The organism is Leucobacter sp. NPDC077196 (assembly GCF_040687075.1).
Taxonomy (GTDB): domain Bacteria; phylum Actinomycetota; class Actinomycetes; order Actinomycetales; family Microbacteriaceae; genus Leucobacter.
In genome coordinates this window covers 188588-205987 of record NZ_JBFBML010000001.1, presented here as the reverse complement: position 1 = coordinate 205987, position 17400 = coordinate 188588, and the positions used below count along the sequence as shown (strand labels likewise).

Genomic DNA, 17400 nt, shown 5'->3' with positions numbered 1-17400 from the left:
TACTCGCTCGCCCTGGCCCCGCACCTCGCGGGGCCTTCCCATGTCACGGAAGGACTCAGCAATGGCTACGACCAACCCCGAGAACATCGAACCGGATCCCGCGAACCCGCTCGGCCTCCCGCAGGCCGTCATCGACGCGGAACCGACCGGCCACGTCTTCGACACCGACGGTTTCGAATCCGAGGACTACGTGCCCGGCGAGGACGACGACGATCCGCTTGCCGGACCGACCGGTGACGATGATGCCTGAGGCGCTCTGGCCGGTCGCGGAGCGCGACTTCGTCGTCACGGGCGAGTTCGGAAACTCCCCCGGGTACTACGCCCAGTTCGGGCAGCTCGGCCACAATGGGAAAGACATCGGCGTGTGGCTGGGCACCCCCGTGTACGCGATGTACGACGGCGAGGTCGTGTTCGAGGGGTGGGGACAGAACCACCCTTGGATGGGTGGCATCGCCGGCATCTGCGTGCTGCTCCGACACTGGTGGGGATACACCGGATACGCGCACCTCTCAGCCACGGTCGTCAACATCGGCCAGTGGGTCGGAAAAGGGCAACAGGTCGCGCTCTCCGGCGACACCAGCAGCAGCGGTGCCGGATCCACGGGCCCGCACCTGCACGCGGAAACGCTGCCTCTGGCCCCGAACTTTCTCAACGGGTTCGCGGGCCGCGTGAACCCGGCATCCATCGCTGCGTTCGTCGGCTTCGCGGGCACCCCGTCGCCTGCTCCCGTCCCGGCGCATTCTGTTCCACTGATCCCTGAGAGGTCTCCCATGCTCCCCGTTTCCGGTTCCAGCACCGCGCTTCCGCAGAAGATCCCCGCCGACGGCCGCCACCACCTACTGCTGCGCAAGGACGGGAAGGTGACGCGCAAGCGCAACCAGTTCGCTGCCGGCCCGTGCGAGATGACGCACCGCAACGTCGCGATCCGGGCGACCGCGAAACCCGGCGCGGTGCTCACTGTCAGCATCTGCCGGTACGACTCGGACAACTCCGAGACCGTGATCGACCGCGTCGAGCTCCCCGCGAACGAGCGAGGTGTCGTGCGCGCCTTGATCCCCGTCACGGAGAAGCTCGAGGCCGGGCAGGGCCTCTACCTTCGGGTGCGGGCAACAGCTGATGCGACGGTGACGCTGTACAAGTTCCGCGGCTTCAAGCAGCGGTGACGACCATGTCCATCCTGCAGCGCCTTTGGCGCGCGTCGATCTGGCACCCCGACGCGATCCCGCCCGACGAGTGGAAGTACCGCAACCTGAAACGCGTGTGGCTACCGCTGTACGACATCGTCGCTATGGGTGCCGGGGTGTGGGCCGCGACCTTCGGGTCTCCACTGCTGCACTCGCTGTTCGACGAACCAGTCATCGACGCGATGGGGGTCACGCTGGCCGTCGTCGCAACCGTCTGTCTCGCTGGTGTAGCGTTCCCGCGGCTTTGGAAGATGGAGATCGCGGGGAAAGTGACACTCATGTCACTGCTCGGCGCATACGCGTTCACGGTCGCCGTGTTCAGGGCGAACCCCGACCCGGCAGCTGGGTTCGTCGCGTTCGTGCTCGTGCTCGCGATCCCGCTTCCCATGTTCCGGCTGCAGCTGCTCGGCGAGGAGATCAAGGAGCGGCGAAACGAGGAAGGCCCCGCATGACACCCCAGGAAATCATCGGGCTCGCGGGCGTCGTGCTTCTGTTCCTCGGAACCATCGCGACCGTGCTCGGCACCCGCGGTAAGACGAAGACCGATGCGAAGACCGCGCTCGACGCCCGCATCGACGAGAAGATCAGCGAGAGCCTCGAATCGGCATGGTCACGGATTGAGTCGCTCGAATCGCGCGGCAAGGTGCTCGAGACGTCTGTGAAAGAGCTCGAGGAGAAGGATCGGCTGAAATCATCCGCGTTCGCCCGCATCCTCCGCGCGATCGCGAAGCAATGGCCGACCGATCACGGCCCCGATCTCGATCCGTCCGACATCACCCTCATCGAGGACACCATTCCCCCGACGTGGCTCCGGCAACGTCGGCACAACCAAGGAGATAACCCGTGACGATCCAGTCCATCCGAACCTTCATCGCCGCCCTCGTCGGCGTGCTCATCGTGCGCCTGATCGCGCTCCTGCCCGCGGTCGCCGACGCGATCATGTGGGCTGACGACGTGTTCGCCGAAGCCGGCTACGGCGGACTCAGCGCGCTCGCCCTCATCCAGGCAGCGATCACCGCGCTCGCGATCCTTCTCTATCAGAAGATCGCGCAGTGGCTTGGCGACCGCTGGCCCAGCATCGAGAAGTGGATGCTGGGCAACTCCGCGAGGCCTCACTACGAACCGCGATACGCGAAAGCGTCACGGTAAGCGTAGCCGCCGCCCCGCGTCCGAGAAGTGGGGTCGCCAAAAGCCGGAGGCAGCGCGCATGAGGCTTCCACGAATCGTTGACGACACTCAACACCCCGCTCCCGAGCCTCACGGCTAGGAGCGGGGTGTTGCTCGCGTCTATCGGACTTGCTCAGACAACCCCAGACAACGAACGTTCACGCGAAGTACGAGTTCAGCCTTTTTAACTGTTGAGCCGGCGCTGCAGAAGCGCACTGTATATGTATAGTTAGCTCAGACTGAGAGCCGGTTCGCAGCACGATTTTCGTCTGTTCTTCACCGCAGAAGAACGCGCTCCGAGCTCTGCGTCATTTACGTCGCGATGCCCGTCGGGCCCGCATGGTGAGTTAAGCAGGAGGACCGAATGGTGAAGAGCGCCCGAATAACCCGCGATTTTTCGAGGCGAGCCAAGGCGTGTTCGATCGGTCTGCTTGTAGCCACGAGCCTTGTTGCGTCCGGAGGAATGGCCGCTCCCGCATCCGCCTTAACATCGAGCGAAGAGTCTGCGGCAGACGAGCTCTCAGGTGCTCTAGCACCGACCCCGACTATTTCGTCAATTGCTCTTGTCGGAGATGTGCTCGCTGTTTCAGGCGCTGAGGCTCAGAACTTTACTCCCGCAGCGGATACCGTTTCGTACCAGTGGATGCGTGACGGGTCCGTTATTCCCGACGCTGTCGAGCCAACTTACACAGTGACGTATGAGGATCTCTCGACGGCCCTGAGTCTCCAAGTAACGGGCTACAGAGAGGGCTACGCGCCTACGTCGGGCACTTCCCAGCCAACAGCTCCTGTCCAGCGGGGAGAACTGGCGGGCGAGGTTCCGCAAATTCTCGGCGTCGCGTCATTCGGTCAGACCCTGACCGTCAACGCTGGAACCTGGACGGATGGAACGGAACTTACTTTCCAGTGGTATGCAGACCAAATTCCGATCTGGGACGCAACATCTTCATCGTATGCGCTGCGGATGGAAGATATCGGTCGACAGATCTCCGTCACCGTAACCGGTTCGCGGCCAGGTTACTCTCCCACCTCACGATCCTCAGTGCCCGTAGTAGTTGGTCTGGCGAAGTTGCAGAGCTCTGCTCCGAGCATTGTCGGTATGCAGACCGTCGGGGCGAAATTGAAGGCCGAACCTGGGTTGTGGACGGCCGGAACGACATTCAAGTATCAGTGGAACCGCAACGGGTCCGCGATCCCGGCTGCCACCCAGGCCACCTATGTGCTGCAGGCAGCAGACGCAGGTAAGCGGATTTCCGTCTCCATCACCGGGCAGCGCAACGGCTTCGAGGACCTTAGCGAGGTTTCCGAAAACACCGGGACGGTGGCGAAGGCAACGCTGAGCTCTGCCACTCCGAAAGTAAGTGGCAAGGTCAAAGTTGGATCAACCCTGAAGGTTACGCGGGGGACGTGGACGTCCGGTACCGCGTTCTCGTACCAGTGGTACCGGAATGGGTCTGCGATCTCTGGTGCTAAGTCGTCGTCATACAAGTTGAAGAGTGCCGACGTCGGGCGACATATCAAAGTCAAGGTGACCGGCACGAAGGCTGGCTACAACTCCGCTTCAAAGACGTCTTCCACTCAGACAAACTGGACGCTTTCGACTTCCACCCCAAAAATTACTGGGACCGCGAAGTACGGTGCCAAGTTGCGCGCGAGTACAGGGAAGTGGACCTCCGGAACGAAGTTCAAGTACCAGTGGCTTCAGAATGGGCGCCCGATCACGAAAGCAACGTCCTCGAGTTACAAGCTGAAACCCTCCGATGTAAGTAAAAGGATCTCCGTGAAGGTCACGGGTTCGAAAACGGGGTTCAACTCCGCTTCGAAAACGTCGTCCGCGACCTCGAAAATAGCGAAGGCAACACTTCGATCAAAGACACCACAGATTGTCGGAAAGATGGCTGCTGGTTCAAAGGTACGAGTACAGCCCGGTTCATGGACAGCTGGTACCAAATTTACGTATCAGTGGTACCGGAACGGTAAAGCAATCAGCGGGGCGAAGAGCTCTACTTACACGTTGCGAGCTGCCGACGCCGAAAAAAACGTGTCGGTAAGAGTCACCGGTTCCAAAACCGGCTACAAGAGCACCGGTCAAACGTCGCCGCCACGGTACGTGACGATCACCTTGGGACAGAAAAACGCAGTCGCCACAGCGAAGAGTTACCTCAAATATTCGGCGTTCTCGCGCACTGGCCTGATCGGACAGTTGGAGTTCGAGGGATACTCGACCACTGAAGCGACGTTCGCGGTGGATTACATCTCACCGAACTGGAATAAGCAAGCGGCGGAGGTAGCCCGGTCATACATGAGGTACGGATCCTTCTCCCGGCAAGGCCTGATTGACCAGTTACTTTTTGAAGGCTTTACGCGGTCGCAGGCGCTTTACGGTGTTAGGGCCGTGGGCTACTGACGCTGGCTCAGCGGGTACGTCACGCGTCGCCTCACGCCGCGGTTTGACCAAAACACCCTATTTCGCCCCCTCCTAGCCTGTCGGGCCGGGAGGGGGCGCTTTCGTCGTTCTGTGCGGCCGCGGGACAAAGCTAGGCGAAGCCCTCGTGAGATTTGCGCGAGGTCGAGTAGGTTGAGGTATGGCCTACCCTGACACGATCGCCACGATTGCACTCGTTGTTTCGCTACTAACTGCTGCGTGGACGGGGTGGCGAAACTGGCGCTGGGACAGGCCTGTCATCTCGGTGTCTGGTGAACAGATGATAAAGACGCGCGACTACTACGACGCAAAAGGCGGTCGGGCTAACTTCACCGTCGACGTGGTCAACCGCGGCAACCAAGCGACTCAGGTTACGGCTGCCTATTGGGAGATCGACCGAGGCAACGGGTTACAGATCCGCTTCGCGGCAGGACCAGGCGGAGGCGGAGTGGAATCGCTCTTTGAAGGGGACGAAGAAAGGAATGCGCCCAGTTTTCCCTTCACGCTCGAGCGGTATCAACGCAGAACTTGGGAGTTTGATATCGAAACACGGGGCATGCTGGAGAAGGAAGGCATTCTGAGGTGCAGGCCTGTTGTGGAGTTCGTATCTCGTAAGTCGATCGAACATGCATATGGGGAGTGGGAACCGTCTCAGATCGCGATCCAGGCGAAAATCGCTCGCGAAAATGCGGCGGAGAACGGCCTTGCCGAGCCCTGACGGGTGGCACCTTCGCAGAGGGACTACATATGCAGCGGCCCGCCACCGTTCGGCGGCCCCGATGTCTTCCTCGAAGCGGCTGCGATCTTCGCCGAGTTGTCGTACAGCACCGAAGCGTCCGCCTGTTCGAGCGTCGGGAAGATGCCCGTCATGCGTCGTTTCGCCGGGTCGAGATTCCACTTCAGTACGAGGAAGCGCGCCTCGCCTCCCGTGTCGGTGATGCGGGTGACGATCGCGGTCGGGCGATCGGTCGCGTTGCGCATGACCGCCCACGTGTCCGCGTCAAGGCGGATAGGTGCAGGTTTACCCATGCGCAGCAGAGTACGTGGTACTCACGACATTCGGGAGCACTCTCCGCCCGCGGCTTTGGAGTGCCTGTGGGTACTGGAAACTTCAGTCCTGCGGGAGGCTCGGCTTCATCGAAAGATGATGAACTTGTAGGCGAGATAGTTCCAGGCGGTCGTGATGACGAGTGCGAACGTTCGCCAGAGTTCCGGAGCGTGCCAGATCGGGTCCATTATGCCGACGAAAGTGACGGTGAACGCGAAGTTGACCGCGACAAGGACGGCGTATCCGAGACCTTGTCTAGTCAGCGCTCCTGTCGACCGCCCTAGATTCCGAAAAGTGAACACCTTTTGCATAGCAAAGGAGAAAGCAATCCCAATCCAGAAACTAATGCCGGCGCCCACAATCGCACTCAGCCCCCACCCTCTTACGCAAATGGCAATCACGATGAGTTCGAGAAGGAGCCCGAGCCCGCCAGTCAACAGGTAGCGAAACAGGCTCGAGCGGACGAAGATCTGCAGTCTGGGCTTCACAGACCAACCGAGCGGGACCGATTCAGGACGAATAGCGGTCGGCCTTGCGTTTGTTCATGCACGTGCGCGACGTACACGGCAAGCATGGCTTGCGACATCAAGACGAGCCCAACCAGGAATGAAATGAAGATGCCCAGCAGCGCGGATCCAGTGAAGTTGAGCTGAAGTGGGTCCCCAAGAAGGAACTGCTCCACGGTCACCGCGAGTCCGACAATTAGCGAGAGAGCGGTGATCAGGCCTCCGACCCAGCCGAAGAAGTAGAGAGGTTTCAGCGAGAGGGATACGTAGCTGTTGACGGCAAGCTTCACCAGTTGGCGAACCGAATACGTCGCTTCTCCCGCAATGCGCGCTGGCGATTCGAACTCGAGAATGACACGGTCGAACCCCAGCCAGTCGATGAGAGCGCGGGTGATCCGCTGGCGCTCGGGGAAAGCCTTGAACGCTTCTCTCACTTCGCTGTCGATGAGTCGGAAATCGGTGGACCTCGGGATCATCTCAGCACCTGATGTCGCATTGAACAACGCATAGAACGCCCGGGAACCCCATTTTTTCACTACGCCTTCGCGTTGATTCCCCGTGCGCACGCCGACCACTACTTGGGCGCCAGACCGCCACTGCTCGACGAAACGGTGCACCTCCGAGGGCGGATGCTGCCCGTCGCCGTCCATAATGAGCGTTGCTTGTCCGCGCGCCTGGTGAATGCCTGCAGTCGTAGCAATCTCTTTCCCAAAGTTTCGCGCCAACGCGGCAACTCGGATTCGTTCGTCCGCTGCGGCGATCATCTCTACAAGCAGCCGCGTGGCGTCCGTACTCCCATCATCCACATAGATGACCTCGAAGGTTTCGCCGAGTTCGATCAGCGCAGGAAGCAAATGCCCGTAATGGAAGTCATTCACGCCCGCAGCTTCGTTGTAAACCGGAACCACGATCGATAGCAATGGAGGCGCAGACAACGATGTGCTCAACCTTCGACTCTCACAAGAACCTTGCGCGGCATCAAAGAGACCCGCGTTGCAATATCGCTAGTATATCCAGAGTGCTCAGCCGTGGTTTGTGACCTCCGCCTTGGCAACCATCCATCATCCGAGCGACGCTGCCGTGACAGAAAAGAGAATGCGTGATCAATCGACGGTCATGGCTCACATACGGAGCACTAACCTTGTGCTTGGTCGCGTTCTTCCTGCTGACGATTCCCACTGGTGACGACTGGGGCCGGATTGCCTACGTCGAACAGATCAAATCAGGTCACACCTCACTCATCGAGAGGCTGAATCTCTTTTACGTCGGGACGAACGGGCGCGTACTCGGGAACTCGTTGCATTTGCTCGCCTCGTTCTCGTTCGTCCTCAACGCGATTGCTCGTTCCCTCGTGATCGTGGGAATCGTCTGGTGCATCTTCCGGATCGCGCAGCTCAAGGCAATGCCGCTGCTGGCGGTGCTCACCCTTCTGGTGCTCGTTCCCTCGGTAGCAATATTGTCGCAGGCGATTGTCTGGTCAGCCGGCTTCTACAACTACACCGTGCCCGTTCTTCTCGTACTGGCTCTATATGTGATTCTTCGCGATAGCAGCTCACGGTGGAGTTCGCTGGCCGTGTTCCTGTTGGCAATCGCGGCTTGTCTATTCGTAGAGACCGTCACAGTTGGTCTCCTCCTGACGTCTCTTGCGATCCTGGTCGTTCTGATCACCAAACGCATGCTCACGCTGCCGTACATCGCGTTGGCGATCGGCGCGATCGCAGGAACATTGCTGATGTTCGCTTCACCTGCGTATCGGAATATCGCAGCGGGTACCGATGCGTACAGGGAGGTCCCTGCAGTGGGCGAAGGCTTCGTTAATTCTCTAATCTCGCGCATCGCCGACAACCTTCCGAGCCTAGTGCAGTATGTGGCCCTCGACCTTTCCGTGTTCTATTTGGCCGTCGCTACGGGGATTATTGTCTTCGCGCGATCAAGCCGGGCCTCATTCTGGCTGGGGGTATTGGGGGGATCGGCCGCGGCCCTATTCCTTCTGTCGCAAGTCCGATTCAGGCTGCTGGAGGGACGGGCTGAGGTGCTCGTGGCCGCAGCAATCCTCGCGCTCTTCGTCACGTTTATTGTCTCTGCATGCACAGTGGTGCTGAGAAGTGACGACCCAGTCCATCGAACCGCCGCGCCATGGCTCGCTGCCAGTGCCGCGATCATCGCCCCGTTTGCAGTTGTCACGCCATTCGGCGCCCGAAATTTTTATGCATCTGCGGTCTTCATGATCGTTGCTATTACGATCGTTTCCGCTTCGCGCCTGAACACCGTCAGTTGGACAACGCAAAGAATTACCGCGGTCACGGTCGGCTGGTGTATGGCCGCCGCTCCGCTCGTAGGTGTTCTGGGAGTGAACAAGATCGTGGATCTTCAGAACCGAGCGACGGCGACGGCGGCTTACCAGTCCGGCGCGGAAGAGATCACGCTGAAGGCATACCCGTTCCCGTTGCTCGCCCAGAACGGCAACAGTGGAAAGAAGTTCCTCCATTCATTGCAGGCTCTCGAGTGCCGCGATGGCGCTTGCGTCCCGATGCGAGATGTCAACGTTTCATTCGAGTAGGCACCTTCTGAGGCCATACCCAACGTCTCGGTAGATCAGGACGTGTCGTCGCATCACACTAGGAAGCAGAGCATCCTTCCTAGGAACGTGGTCGTGGGGCAAATATGGGGCACGGATGAGTCGCGTGAGGTCGTAGGCAATTGCCCCACGCGCGACACAGCCGAACATTCAACTATTGAGACATCCGCCCCACGACACCGATTTGTAGTGTCGTGTCGTGGGGCAGGCGTATCGTGTGTGAAGGTGTTGCAATCCCCCGACCCCGTTCGCAATGAGAAGGTCAGGGGTTCGATTCCCCTCAGATCCACCAGATATTTCGACTGCACGCCAGAACGCTCAGAGTTCGGCGAAGGCGGCCTCGCTGACCGGGGCGCACACGGCGGCAACGCCCTGGACTGCGGCATTCCACTCGTCCGCAGCTGACGACGGGGTGTCGGGAAAACTCACCTGCGCGCGAACGACGGCTGGGCGCAACGCATCGCTCGACATACCGATGGTCTCGCCGATGTCACCGCGCAGTTCGTTCCACGCACCGATGCGCGGCCTCTCGCTCAAGATGACAGCCATATCGGTGACCGCGGAAAAGTGGGCGCACGCGTCGCCATCGCGATCACTGCCGTCGGGCTGCGCGCAGCCGGCGAGACCCATCAGGCCGGCCATGACGAGAAGAGCCGAGAGCGAGCGCGCGAGATGCATGCCGTCTACGGTAGCGCGCTGAACCAGTCTCAGCCGGCGTTGCGGCGACGGCGAAGTACGGCGTCGAGGTCGGGCAAGCCGGTGGCGGTATCGCCCACCACGCCCATGTTGCGGAGCCGGTCGCTCGCCTCCTGCTGTTGAGCGCGTAGTTCGCGCTGCCTGGCCTGCTCCCGCAGGCGCGCGTCCTCGGCGGCTTGGGCCTGCTGACGCGCCTGCTCCTCAGCGGCGGCGGATGCCGCAGCGGCACGAGGATCGGGGGCCGTCTCGACCGCTTGCGACAGCTGCTTGCGCACTTCTCGCAAGAGCATCGAGTCCGTCTGGTTCTCCTGCGGCGCGGGTCGTTCTGCCCGGGCGCGCGCACGGGCACGGGCGAGCTCGATGCGCTCCGCCGCGGCACGCTGGGCTTCTGCGTGCGCTGCCGCAGCGGCCGCCTCGGATGCGGTAGCGGGAGCGTTGACGATCTGCGGGGCCGACTCCACCACCGCCGTCGCGATCGCCGTTGTCACCTGCTCGGCCGGAACCGCGCGCACTCGAGCGCGACCGGGCGCGAGCAGCACGAGTGCTCCGCTCGACGCGGCAAGCAGCGCAGCGGAGCCGATCAGCAGTGATGCGCCGCTGCCTCCGATTGCGAAGCCCGCTCCGACGAGGAGGCCGATGAGGCCGAGCAGCGCGCCGAGCGCGGCCGTCGCGCGCACACGGCGCGCCACCGGTTTGCGCAGCTTGGCCGAGCGTTCGGCGGCAGCCTGCTTGCGCTGCATCTGTCGAGCTCGAATCTCTGCACGCACCTGTTCTGCCTCCGCTTCTGCGAGCTCGGCTCGTCGCTCTGCGTCTTGACGTTTCTGCGCGGTTCGCAGCATCCGTTCGTGCGCGAGCGCTTCTCGAGCCGTGGCTTCGAGACGCACCTCCTGCGGCACCTCTGAGGTTTCAGCCAGCAACCGAAGCGTGCGCTGCAGTCGAAGCGCGTTCTTCTCGGCAGCGCGGAATTCGCGCCGCCTCGCCCAGTTCGGAACCAGAACGGCACCCCAGAGAAGAGCGGCGATCACGAAGATCACGCCTCCGCCCAGTACGCCGCCAGTCATGGGGATCACTGTACGGCGTGCGCGCGACGCCCGGTCACCGGCGCGCCGCGCTGGCGCTCCAAATGCTCAGTCGCGGGCGAATCGCGCGGCGTAGCCCGCGCTCGCATCGCCGCGCAGCGCGACGAACACCTCGTGATCCCGCCAAGCACCATCGATGTGAATGTATGACGCTCGGCGCCCCTCATGGCGCAGCCCGAGCTTCTCGACGACGCGCAACGAGGCCGCGTTCTCCGGCCGAATGCAGACCTCCACCCGATGCAGGCCGAGCGCCGCGAACAGGTGGTCGATGACGATCGCGACCGCGGTCGTGGTGATCCCGCGACCGGCGACGTGCTGGGAGACCCAGTACCCGAGCTGGGACGACTGCAGGGCGCCGCCGCTGATCTCCGACACGCTGAGCTGCCCGACGACGCTGCCGTCGTAGAGGATCACGAACGGCATGCCGCTTCCTGCGCGCAACTGTCTGCGCAGCGTTCGCACCATCGGCCGCATCGAGACCGAACCCGGGACGACGCTGCGACCCGAGGGGTGCGTGGCCTCCCACTGCTGGAGCCACGAGCGGTTCTCGGTGAGCAACCGCCGCAGCGCGTCCGCATCGGACCAGCGGATGATCCGCACGGCCACGCGTCCCGAGGAGAGTACTCCCGGGTCCTCGATCTCGCGGCCGAGCGGCACCGTGGTCAGCTTTCGGAGCGCTGCGCGCGGAGGCGATCCGCGAACTCGATGACCCAATCGGTGATCTCGTCGCCCAGCTCTTCGTGGTCGACGCCGAGCAGCACATTCGCCTTGATCCAGTCGGCGCGATCGCCCGTGTCGTAGCGGCGACCGCGGAAGATCACGCCGTAGACGGGGCCATCGCCCTTGCCCTCGGCGAGGTAGTTCAGAGCGTCGGTGAGCTGGATCTCCCCGCCGCGCCCGGGCGGCAGTTCGTCGATGACGTCGAAGATTTCAGGGCGCAGCACGTAGCGGCCGATAATCGCCAGGTTCGACGGCGCCTCCTCGGCCGAGGGCTTCTCGACCAGACCGGTGATGCGCACGACATCGGGATCGTCGGTGGCCTCGACCGAGGCGCATCCATACAGATGCACTGACTCGCGAGGCACCTCCATCAGTGCGATGACGGTGGCGCCGCGAGAGTCGTGCTCCGCGATCATGCGGTCGAGCAACGGGTCGCGCGGATCGATGAGATCATCGCCGAGGAGCACGGCGAAGGACTCGTCGCCGACGTGGCAGCGCGCCCGGCCGACGGCGTGCCCGAGGCCGAGGGGCTGCCCCTGGCGCAGGAAGTGGACCTCAGCGACCTCGCTGGATTCCCGCACCTTGTCGAGCTTGCCCTCGTCACCCTTGCGCTCGAGCGAGTACTCGAGCTCGGGAACACTGTCGAAGTGGTTGAGCAGGTTGTCCTTATTGCGTCCCGTGATGATCAGCACGTCGCCCAGGCCGGCCGAAGCGGCCTCTTCGACCACGTATTGGATCGCCGGCTTATCGACGATCGGAAGCATCTCTTTCGGCATGGCCTTCGTGGCCGGGAGGAAGCGGGTGCCGAGTCCTGCGGCTGGCACTACGGCCTTCGTCACCGAACGGCTTGGGGTCGCACGCGTCTCAGTCATAACGTCACCCTATCCTTTGCGCCCAAGGCGGCAAAGTCGTGACCGCGGGCTCGCCTCAGACCTATGCTGGGTGCTATGTCTCAGGATGCGCGCTCGGAGAAGATCGCGGTGAGATCGGCGGTTCGGGCTCGGAGAGCTTTGGTGCCGACTGAGGATCGTGAACAACGACGTGCGGGGCTCACGAAACGGCTCGTCGAGCTCGTCACCGAGGCAGGTGCGCAATCCGTCACCGCGTATGTTCCGCTCGGGAGCGAACCCGATATCGGTGGGTTCCTCGAGTGGGCCAGGGAATCGGGCGTGCGCGTACTGCTTCCCGTGTCGCTCCCCGGCCACCGCATCGAGTGGGCGGTCGACACCGGCATTCGGGTCGAAGGCCGCCACGGAATCGCGGAGCCCGAGGGGCCGAGGCTCGGAACCGAAGCCGCAGCCGACGTGGACCTCGTGCTCGTGCCGGCGTGCGCGGTCGATGCGACGGGCATGCGCCTGGGCTGGGGGCTCGGCTACTACGACCGGATGCTCGGTTCGCTCTCGCACCGACCGCCAGTCTACGCCGTGGTCGACGACGAGGACGTATACCCCTCGCTTCCCGCAGACGCGCACGATGTGCCGGTCGATGGCGTGGTCACCGCGGCGCGCACGCTCCGGTTCACCGAACGCTGAGCGCGAAGGCCGTCAGTGCTTCGCCCGCGCTCGAACGGGTATCATTGGTGCTTGTGCCTACGTACGCTTACCGCTGCTCTGAATGCGGCCACGCCTTCGACATCTATCAGGCGTTCTCCGACGCGTCGCTGACCGAGTGCCCCGAGTGCGGTGGCACCCTGCGCAAGGTGTTCGGCTCGCTCGGCGTGACCTTCAACGGTTCCGGGTTCTATCGCACGGATTCCCGGTCTTCCGGCAGCTCGTCCGAATCCGGCGCCGGATCGGCTTCGAAGTCGTCAGGGTCGAAGTCTGACTCTGGTTCGCAGTCGGGTTCAGGGTCGAAGTCGGGTTCGGGATCGGGCTCGTCGTCCAGCGCATCGTCCGCTGGCTCCTCATCCTCGAGCTGAGCTACCCGGTTATCCCCAGTGGGGCGGCCGATCTCGGGTGAGCGATTCGTCGTGCGCCGTCGGCGCTCCCGGCCCGCGCACTCCCGATGCTCCCAGCTCCCCCCAGCCTTCCGGCCGGTCCTCTGATGCGCGTCCGTCGAGCGGATGCTGCGAGGGGTGCTGATCGACACCGGGCGGCGCCGGGCGGCTCACGCGCCGGGAGCGACGCCGGCGCGGCGGATCCTCGCCCTGCGGGCTCATGCGAGACCCGGTTCGGTCGCGCCCTCTCCCGCGTCGTATCCCACGATGCGTGCGATGCGCAGTGCCACCTCATCAGGATCGGCGAAGAGATCGAAGCTCTGCACGCGGTGATAGTGCCATCCCAGGCGTCGAAGCACGGCGGGTCGCAGCCGCAGCGTATCGCGCAGGCTGTCGCCCCGATACTCACCGGCGACGCCGAGGTCGAGGTCGATGGCGATCGCGCGATCCTCGAGTGATGCGGCCAGCGGGATCGCCCCGCGATAGTCCATCGCCACCGTCAGACCGAGCGCTTCGAGACGGTCGGCGAGCTCGCCGAGCATCGGATCGCGTTCGGCAGGCAGCGACGGCGCTTCGGGCTCCGGGTGCTCGAAGGCGAGCAGCTCGGCAAGCTCGATGACGCCGTGCTTGATGCGCGCGCGGTCGAGGTCTTCCGGCTTGAAGCAGCTGACGATCGTCATGGCGCGCCGCGCGCGGGTCATCGCGACCGCGAGCAGCCGCTCGCCGCCCGGGCGACCGAGCCCGCCGAAGTTCGAGAGCACGCGCCCGTGCGGGGTGCGCCCGAAGCCGATGGAGAAGATGACTCGGTCACGACTCTGCGCCGTGGCCTGCTCGAGCGTGAGCACGGCGAAGGGCTCTGCACGCTCGCCGAGCAGGAAATCGCGGTACTGCGGGAACTTCGAGAATGCCTGCAGCACCGCCTGGTAGACCCGCACGGCGTGGCGCTCGCTCGCCGTGATGACCATGAGCGATTCGCCCGAACGATCGCTCGCGTGCTGCAGCACGAGTTGCACGACGCGTTCGACCTCGGCGTCGGTACTCTCGACCGCGCCTGTCTGCTGATCGGGCAGACCCTGGCCGCCGCGCACGAACTCGTAAGTGAGGCTGGAATGGTTGAGGAAGCTTCCGGCCCACGGCAGCGACTGGATCGCGCCGTCGTAGAACCGCGTGTTCACCAGGTTGGTGAGATCTTCTCCGCCCGCACGGTAGCTGCGCGTCAGCGTCAAGGTCGGCAGCACTTCGCCGAGCTGCGCGAACGCCGAGCTGCGGTGCAGCGCGTCGGCGTCGACGATCTCGCGATCCTCATCTGAAGCACCAACGGCGATATCGAAGTGCGAGGGCGTCTGCGTCATCGTGTCGCCGAACGCGACCACCTGATCTGCGCGACGGATCGCACCGAGGTTCTCAGCGAGGGTCGTCGCACCCGCGTCGACCACCAGCACCGCGTCGAAGCGCATCGAACCGGGGAGCATGGCGACCTCGTAGGGCGACATCGTCCAGACCGGGGCGAGCACCCCGAGCAGGTTCGGCGCGCGCTGGGCGAGCGACAGCGGAGACACGTAGCCGCTGCGCAGCGCCTCGCGCATGGCGAGCGCCTCCTGCTTGAAATCCAGCACGGCGATGCGCCACGAGTCAGAGAGCGACGCCGCGAGCAACGATCCGTTCGCTCCGGCGTGCGCATCGTCGACGAGACGGAAGTCTGCCTCGAGTCGCTCGATCACGCTCGTGTTCGCGCTCAAGAGCGCCTCGTTGCTCTGCAGCATGCGCTCCAGCGCCGACTGCCACCACGCGAGTTCGAGCTCGGCCGCGACGTCCTCGGCCGGCACGTGACGCGCCGAGAGGTCGTCGAGCAGGGGCTCGAGATGAGCCGCTCGCATGCGCTCCACGATCGCGGTGCGCTCCTGGATGTTCTGCAGCACCTCCGATTCCCGGGCGAGGTCGGAGATGCGGCTCGCGAGCCGCGAGAGGGACTGCGTCTTCAACCGGTCCGCATCGGCAGTCGTGCCGAGCACCCGATCGAGCGCGTCGAGATCTTGATAGGCCGACTGGAAGGCGACCACGACGTCGGAGATGCCGAGGGGCACCTCGGGCCGAGCGCCCACGACCGTGGTGTACCGCTGCCAGAGCACCCGCTGCTGCTGAATCTGCACGAGGCGGGAGTACATGTCGGAGATGTGCACGCCGGGCCGCACGTACTCGCGCGCCAGCTTGCGCAGGCGCCGCTTGTTCGCCGTCGACATCTCGTCATCGCCCCGTGGCGCGTGTGCCGCGATGACCTCGGTGAGCGATCGATCGTAGACCTCTGGCGTGAATCGATCGAGCGTCTCGCGAATGCCCATGAGCAGGCGGAGGTACACGCCGAGCTCGGCGATCGTCTCGTACGGGCGCATCGACGTCTGCCCCACGAGCTCGTTCGACATCGAGATCAATCTCGGGAGCTGCGACTCGGCGAGGTCGACGGCTGTGCCGTACGCCGAGCGCGCCTCCTCGGTCGTGCTGAAGCTGACCCCGTACCACGGTGAATCGTCGGGGCCGTACTGGAACTGCCCCAATCGCGCGACCTCGGTGAGCGCCTCGGCGACCGAGGTGCGATCGAGCGTGAGCTGGCCGAGCGCCTGATCGTCGAGACGCACCGTGGTGCTCGGCGGGCGTTCTTCGAGCGAGAGTGCGGTGAGCTTGCGCAGCGCGTCGAGCGGCGAGACGCCGTATCGCTCATCAGGGGTCGAGAGCGCCGTCTGGTAGTCGAGCAGCACACCGCGCAATCGCACGAGCGCCTCATCGACGTCGCGCAGTCGTTCGCCGCGCGCGTTCTCGTTGCGGCTGATCGACTCGACGAGGTTTCGCCGCAGGCGACGGGGGCTCACCGAGAGGCCGGCGAGACCGACGCGCGCGAGCCGGTGCGTGATGCCGTCGAGCGTGGCACGACGCGGGGAGACGACCAGCACGCGCTTTCCGGTGCGCACGAGGTTGCCGATCGCGTTGACGACGGTCTGCGTGCCGCCGGTGCCGGGAAGCGTGTGCACCACGAGCGAATGACCGGCGTCGATCTGGGCGAGCACGTCGTCTTGCTCCGCGTCGGCGTCGTACAGCGTGCGATCGGTGTCGGGCGATCGATCGTCTGGCGGAGTCGCCGAGACCGGCCGGTAGGTCGCTGCGAGTTGCCGCTTCGCCGGCTCGTTGCCGCAGACGGCGGCGAGCACGGGTGACGTGAGATCCTTCGCATCCGCCACCATCGACTGGGCGACGTTATGGAACGACGAGACCACCAGCCGCGGTTGCACGACGAAGCCGGGCACCCCGGCCGCCATCTGCCGCAACCGATCGATGACGGGCTGCGGCTTGAACACGCCCTCCGACTGGGAGAGCTCGATGAGAGAACGCGCGTCGACGCTGATGCCGAACTGCTCGCGCATCGCCCGGATCAGCTCGGAGTTGACCACGGGAAACTGCTTCAGCTTGAGTTCGAAGTCGCGGCCGTAGCGGCGGATCGCGAGCGGGCGCAGCAGTACCGGAGCGCAGTACTCCTCGCCCTCGAACTCCCACTTGGCAATGCCGACACCGAGGTTGACCGTCTCGAGCCCGCGCACCGTGCGCATCTCGATCGCCTTATCGGTGACTCGACCGGCGGCCTTGCGCGCGTGGCGCAGAGCGAGGTCGTCGCGGATCAGTGCGGAGAGGAGAATCTTATTGCCGGTGATGAACTGCGGCAGGCCGCCGGGGTGCGTTGTCGAGAGTTCGATGCGGTTCGCCGGCCGGTCGTCGAAATGCAGCAGGGCGTTCGTGCCGCCGATGCTCGCGAGTTCGTTTCGCCAGTCGGCGTGCTCGTCGGCGTACACGTCGACGAGAGACACCGGCCCGCTCAGTTCGGCTGCGAGGTCGGGCTCCTCACGCGGCGCCGGGGCGGGCGCTTTGGCGAGCGCCCCCTCGTTCACCGGCTGTTCGACGCTCGGGGCGTCTGACCCCGCTTCCGCGTCCGCGCCATTCGCGCGCGTGGAAGCGGACTCAGCGCCTTCCGCGCCGCGCCCCTTTTCAGGTCGCCGTAACCGATCTACACTCCACAC

18 protein-coding genes and 1 pseudogene are annotated in these 17400 nt (G+C 64.0%); 10 read left to right on the top strand and 9 right to left on the bottom strand.

All coding sequences use genetic code 11. From position 1 onward, the window contains the following. Positions 1-61: 61 nt before the first annotated feature. The 7 genes from AB0O71_RS00890 to AB0O71_RS00860 all read left to right on the top strand — a co-directional run bounded on the left by AB0O71_RS00890 (position 62) and on the right by AB0O71_RS00860 (position 5494). Positions 62-250, top strand: a complete 189-nt coding sequence (locus AB0O71_RS00890; protein ID WP_363740840.1) for a hypothetical protein — start codon at positions 62-64, stop codon at positions 248-250. Further along, the gene (locus tag AB0O71_RS00885; RefSeq protein ID WP_363742111.1) at positions 240-1163 is read left to right on the top strand and encodes a M23 family metallopeptidase; all 924 of its coding nucleotides are present in this window, start codon (positions 240-242) and stop codon (positions 1161-1163) included. Before AB0O71_RS00890 ends, AB0O71_RS00885 begins: the two co-directional genes overlap by 11 nt. A 5-nt stretch (positions 1164-1168) precedes the next feature. Further along, positions 1169-1636, top strand: coding sequence for a hypothetical protein (locus AB0O71_RS00880; protein WP_363740838.1), 468 nt, complete (start codon positions 1169-1171; stop codon positions 1634-1636). Further along, positions 1633-2031 carry a hypothetical protein gene (locus AB0O71_RS00875; protein WP_363740836.1) on the top strand — a complete coding sequence of 133 codons (399 nt, stop codon included), beginning with the start codon at positions 1633-1635 and terminating at the stop codon, positions 2029-2031. Before AB0O71_RS00880 ends, AB0O71_RS00875 begins: the two co-directional genes overlap by 4 nt. Next, on the top strand, positions 2028-2333 hold the full coding sequence (locus AB0O71_RS00870) for a hypothetical protein (protein WP_363740834.1): 306 nt from the start codon (positions 2028-2030) through the stop codon (positions 2331-2333). The genes AB0O71_RS00875 and AB0O71_RS00870 overlap by 4 nt, the downstream gene beginning before the upstream one ends. A 382-nt stretch (positions 2334-2715) precedes the next feature. Further along, positions 2716-4758, top strand: a complete 2043-nt coding sequence (locus AB0O71_RS00865) for an Ltp family lipoprotein (protein WP_363740832.1) — start codon at positions 2716-2718, stop codon at positions 4756-4758. A 178-nt stretch (positions 4759-4936) separates the two neighbouring features. Then, on the top strand, positions 4937-5494 hold the full coding sequence (locus tag AB0O71_RS00860) for a hypothetical protein (protein ID WP_363740830.1): 558 nt from the start codon (positions 4937-4939) through the stop codon (positions 5492-5494). 23 nt (positions 5495-5517) lie between these two features. Here AB0O71_RS00860 and AB0O71_RS00855 read toward each other — a convergent pair whose 3' ends face one another. The 3 genes from AB0O71_RS00855 to AB0O71_RS00845 form a co-directional block, all read right to left on the bottom strand. Further along, on the bottom strand, positions 5518-5805 hold the full coding sequence (locus AB0O71_RS00855) for a hypothetical protein (RefSeq protein ID WP_363740828.1): 288 nt from the start codon (positions 5803-5805) through the stop codon (positions 5518-5520). A gap of 105 nt (positions 5806-5910) precedes the next feature. Continuing rightward, the gene (locus AB0O71_RS00850) at positions 5911-6312 is read right to left on the bottom strand and encodes a GtrA family protein (RefSeq protein WP_363740826.1); all 402 of its coding nucleotides are present in this window, start codon (positions 6310-6312) and stop codon (positions 5911-5913) included. Next, a complete protein-coding gene (locus AB0O71_RS00845; protein WP_363740824.1) occupies positions 6309-7277 on the bottom strand; it encodes a glycosyltransferase family 2 protein in 969 nt (322 codons plus the stop codon). Before AB0O71_RS00845 ends, AB0O71_RS00850 begins: the two co-directional genes overlap by 4 nt. Before the next feature lie 152 nt (positions 7278-7429). Here AB0O71_RS00845 and AB0O71_RS00840 point away from each other — a divergent pair, with 152 nt between their 5' ends. Continuing rightward, positions 7430-8890, top strand: coding sequence for a DUF6056 family protein (locus AB0O71_RS00840; protein WP_363740821.1), 1461 nt, complete (start codon positions 7430-7432; stop codon positions 8888-8890). Between the two features lie 336 nt (positions 8891-9226). On the opposite strand, the gene AB0O71_RS00835 is transcribed toward AB0O71_RS00840, so the two are convergent. The 4 genes from AB0O71_RS00835 to galU form a co-directional block, all read right to left on the bottom strand. Next, complete coding sequence (locus AB0O71_RS00835; protein WP_363740819.1) at positions 9227-9586, bottom strand: hypothetical protein; 360 nt, start codon at positions 9584-9586, stop codon at positions 9227-9229. Between the two features lie 29 nt (positions 9587-9615). Then, positions 9616-10665 carry a large exoprotein gene (locus tag AB0O71_RS00830; protein ID WP_363740817.1) on the bottom strand — a complete coding sequence of 350 codons (1050 nt, stop codon included), beginning with the start codon at positions 10663-10665 and terminating at the stop codon, positions 9616-9618. Positions 10666-10731: 66 nt separating this feature from the next. Further along, on the bottom strand, positions 10732-11340 hold the full coding sequence (locus AB0O71_RS00825) for a GNAT family protein (protein ID WP_363740815.1): 609 nt from the start codon (positions 11338-11340) through the stop codon (positions 10732-10734). A 5-nt stretch (positions 11341-11345) separates the two neighbouring features. Next, on the bottom strand, positions 11346-12275 hold the full coding sequence (gene galU / locus AB0O71_RS00820; protein WP_363740813.1) for a UTP--glucose-1-phosphate uridylyltransferase GalU: 930 nt from the start codon (positions 12273-12275) through the stop codon (positions 11346-11348). Between the two features lie 75 nt (positions 12276-12350). Here galU and AB0O71_RS00815 point away from each other — a divergent pair, with 75 nt between their 5' ends. Together AB0O71_RS00815 and AB0O71_RS00810 are read left to right on the top strand one after the other, a co-directional pair. Further along, positions 12351-12935 (top strand): 5-formyltetrahydrofolate cyclo-ligase, encoded by a 585-nt coding sequence (locus AB0O71_RS00815; protein ID WP_363740811.1) that lies wholly within the window; start codon positions 12351-12353, stop codon positions 12933-12935. 47 nt (positions 12936-12982) lie between these two features. Continuing rightward, positions 12983-13129, top strand: a pseudogene (locus tag AB0O71_RS00810) (FmdB family zinc ribbon protein); the annotation flags it as partial. A gap of 14 nt (positions 13130-13143) precedes the next feature. Here AB0O71_RS00810 and AB0O71_RS00805 read toward each other — a convergent pair. Next, positions 13144-13491: a hypothetical protein gene (locus tag AB0O71_RS00805; RefSeq protein ID WP_363742139.1), complete on the bottom strand. Its 348-nt coding sequence runs from the start codon at positions 13489-13491 to the stop codon at positions 13144-13146. 66 nt (positions 13492-13557) lie between these two features. Then, positions 13558-17271 (bottom strand): AAA family ATPase, encoded by a 3714-nt coding sequence (locus AB0O71_RS00800; protein WP_363740808.1) that lies wholly within the window; start codon positions 17269-17271, stop codon positions 13558-13560. Positions 17272-17400: the final 129 nt, after the last annotated feature.

What these genes read in the sequence shown, in the direction of transcription:
- AB0O71_RS00815 (WP_363740811.1), top strand. Translation starts at nt 12,351, where the DNA reads ATGTCTCAGGATGCGCGCTCGGAGAAGATCGCGGTGAGATCGGCGGTT.
- AB0O71_RS00860 (WP_363740830.1), top strand. Translation starts at nt 4,937, where the DNA reads ATGGCCTACCCTGACACGATCGCCACGATTGCACTCGTTGTTTCGCTA.
- AB0O71_RS00865 (WP_363740832.1), top strand. Translation starts at nt 2,716, where the DNA reads ATGGTGAAGAGCGCCCGAATAACCCGCGATTTTTCGAGGCGAGCCAAG.
- AB0O71_RS00835 (WP_363740819.1), bottom strand. Translation starts at nt 9,586, where the DNA reads ATGCATCTCGCGCGCTCGCTCTCGGCTCTTCTCGTCATGGCCGGCCTG.
- AB0O71_RS00875 (WP_363740836.1), top strand. Translation starts at nt 1,633, where the DNA reads ATGACACCCCAGGAAATCATCGGGCTCGCGGGCGTCGTGCTTCTGTTC.
- AB0O71_RS00880 (WP_363740838.1), top strand. Translation starts at nt 1,169, where the DNA reads ATGTCCATCCTGCAGCGCCTTTGGCGCGCGTCGATCTGGCACCCCGAC.
- AB0O71_RS00830 (WP_363740817.1), bottom strand. Translation starts at nt 10,665, where the DNA reads ATGACTGGCGGCGTACTGGGCGGAGGCGTGATCTTCGTGATCGCCGCT.
- AB0O71_RS00855 (WP_363740828.1), bottom strand. Translation starts at nt 5,805, where the DNA reads ATGGGTAAACCTGCACCTATCCGCCTTGACGCGGACACGTGGGCGGTC.
- galU (WP_363740813.1), bottom strand. Translation starts at nt 12,275, where the DNA reads ATGACTGAGACGCGTGCGACCCCAAGCCGTTCGGTGACGAAGGCCGTA.
- AB0O71_RS00885 (WP_363742111.1), top strand. Translation starts at nt 240, where the DNA reads ATGATGCCTGAGGCGCTCTGGCCGGTCGCGGAGCGCGACTTCGTCGTC.
- AB0O71_RS00890 (WP_363740840.1), top strand. Translation starts at nt 62, where the DNA reads ATGGCTACGACCAACCCCGAGAACATCGAACCGGATCCCGCGAACCCG.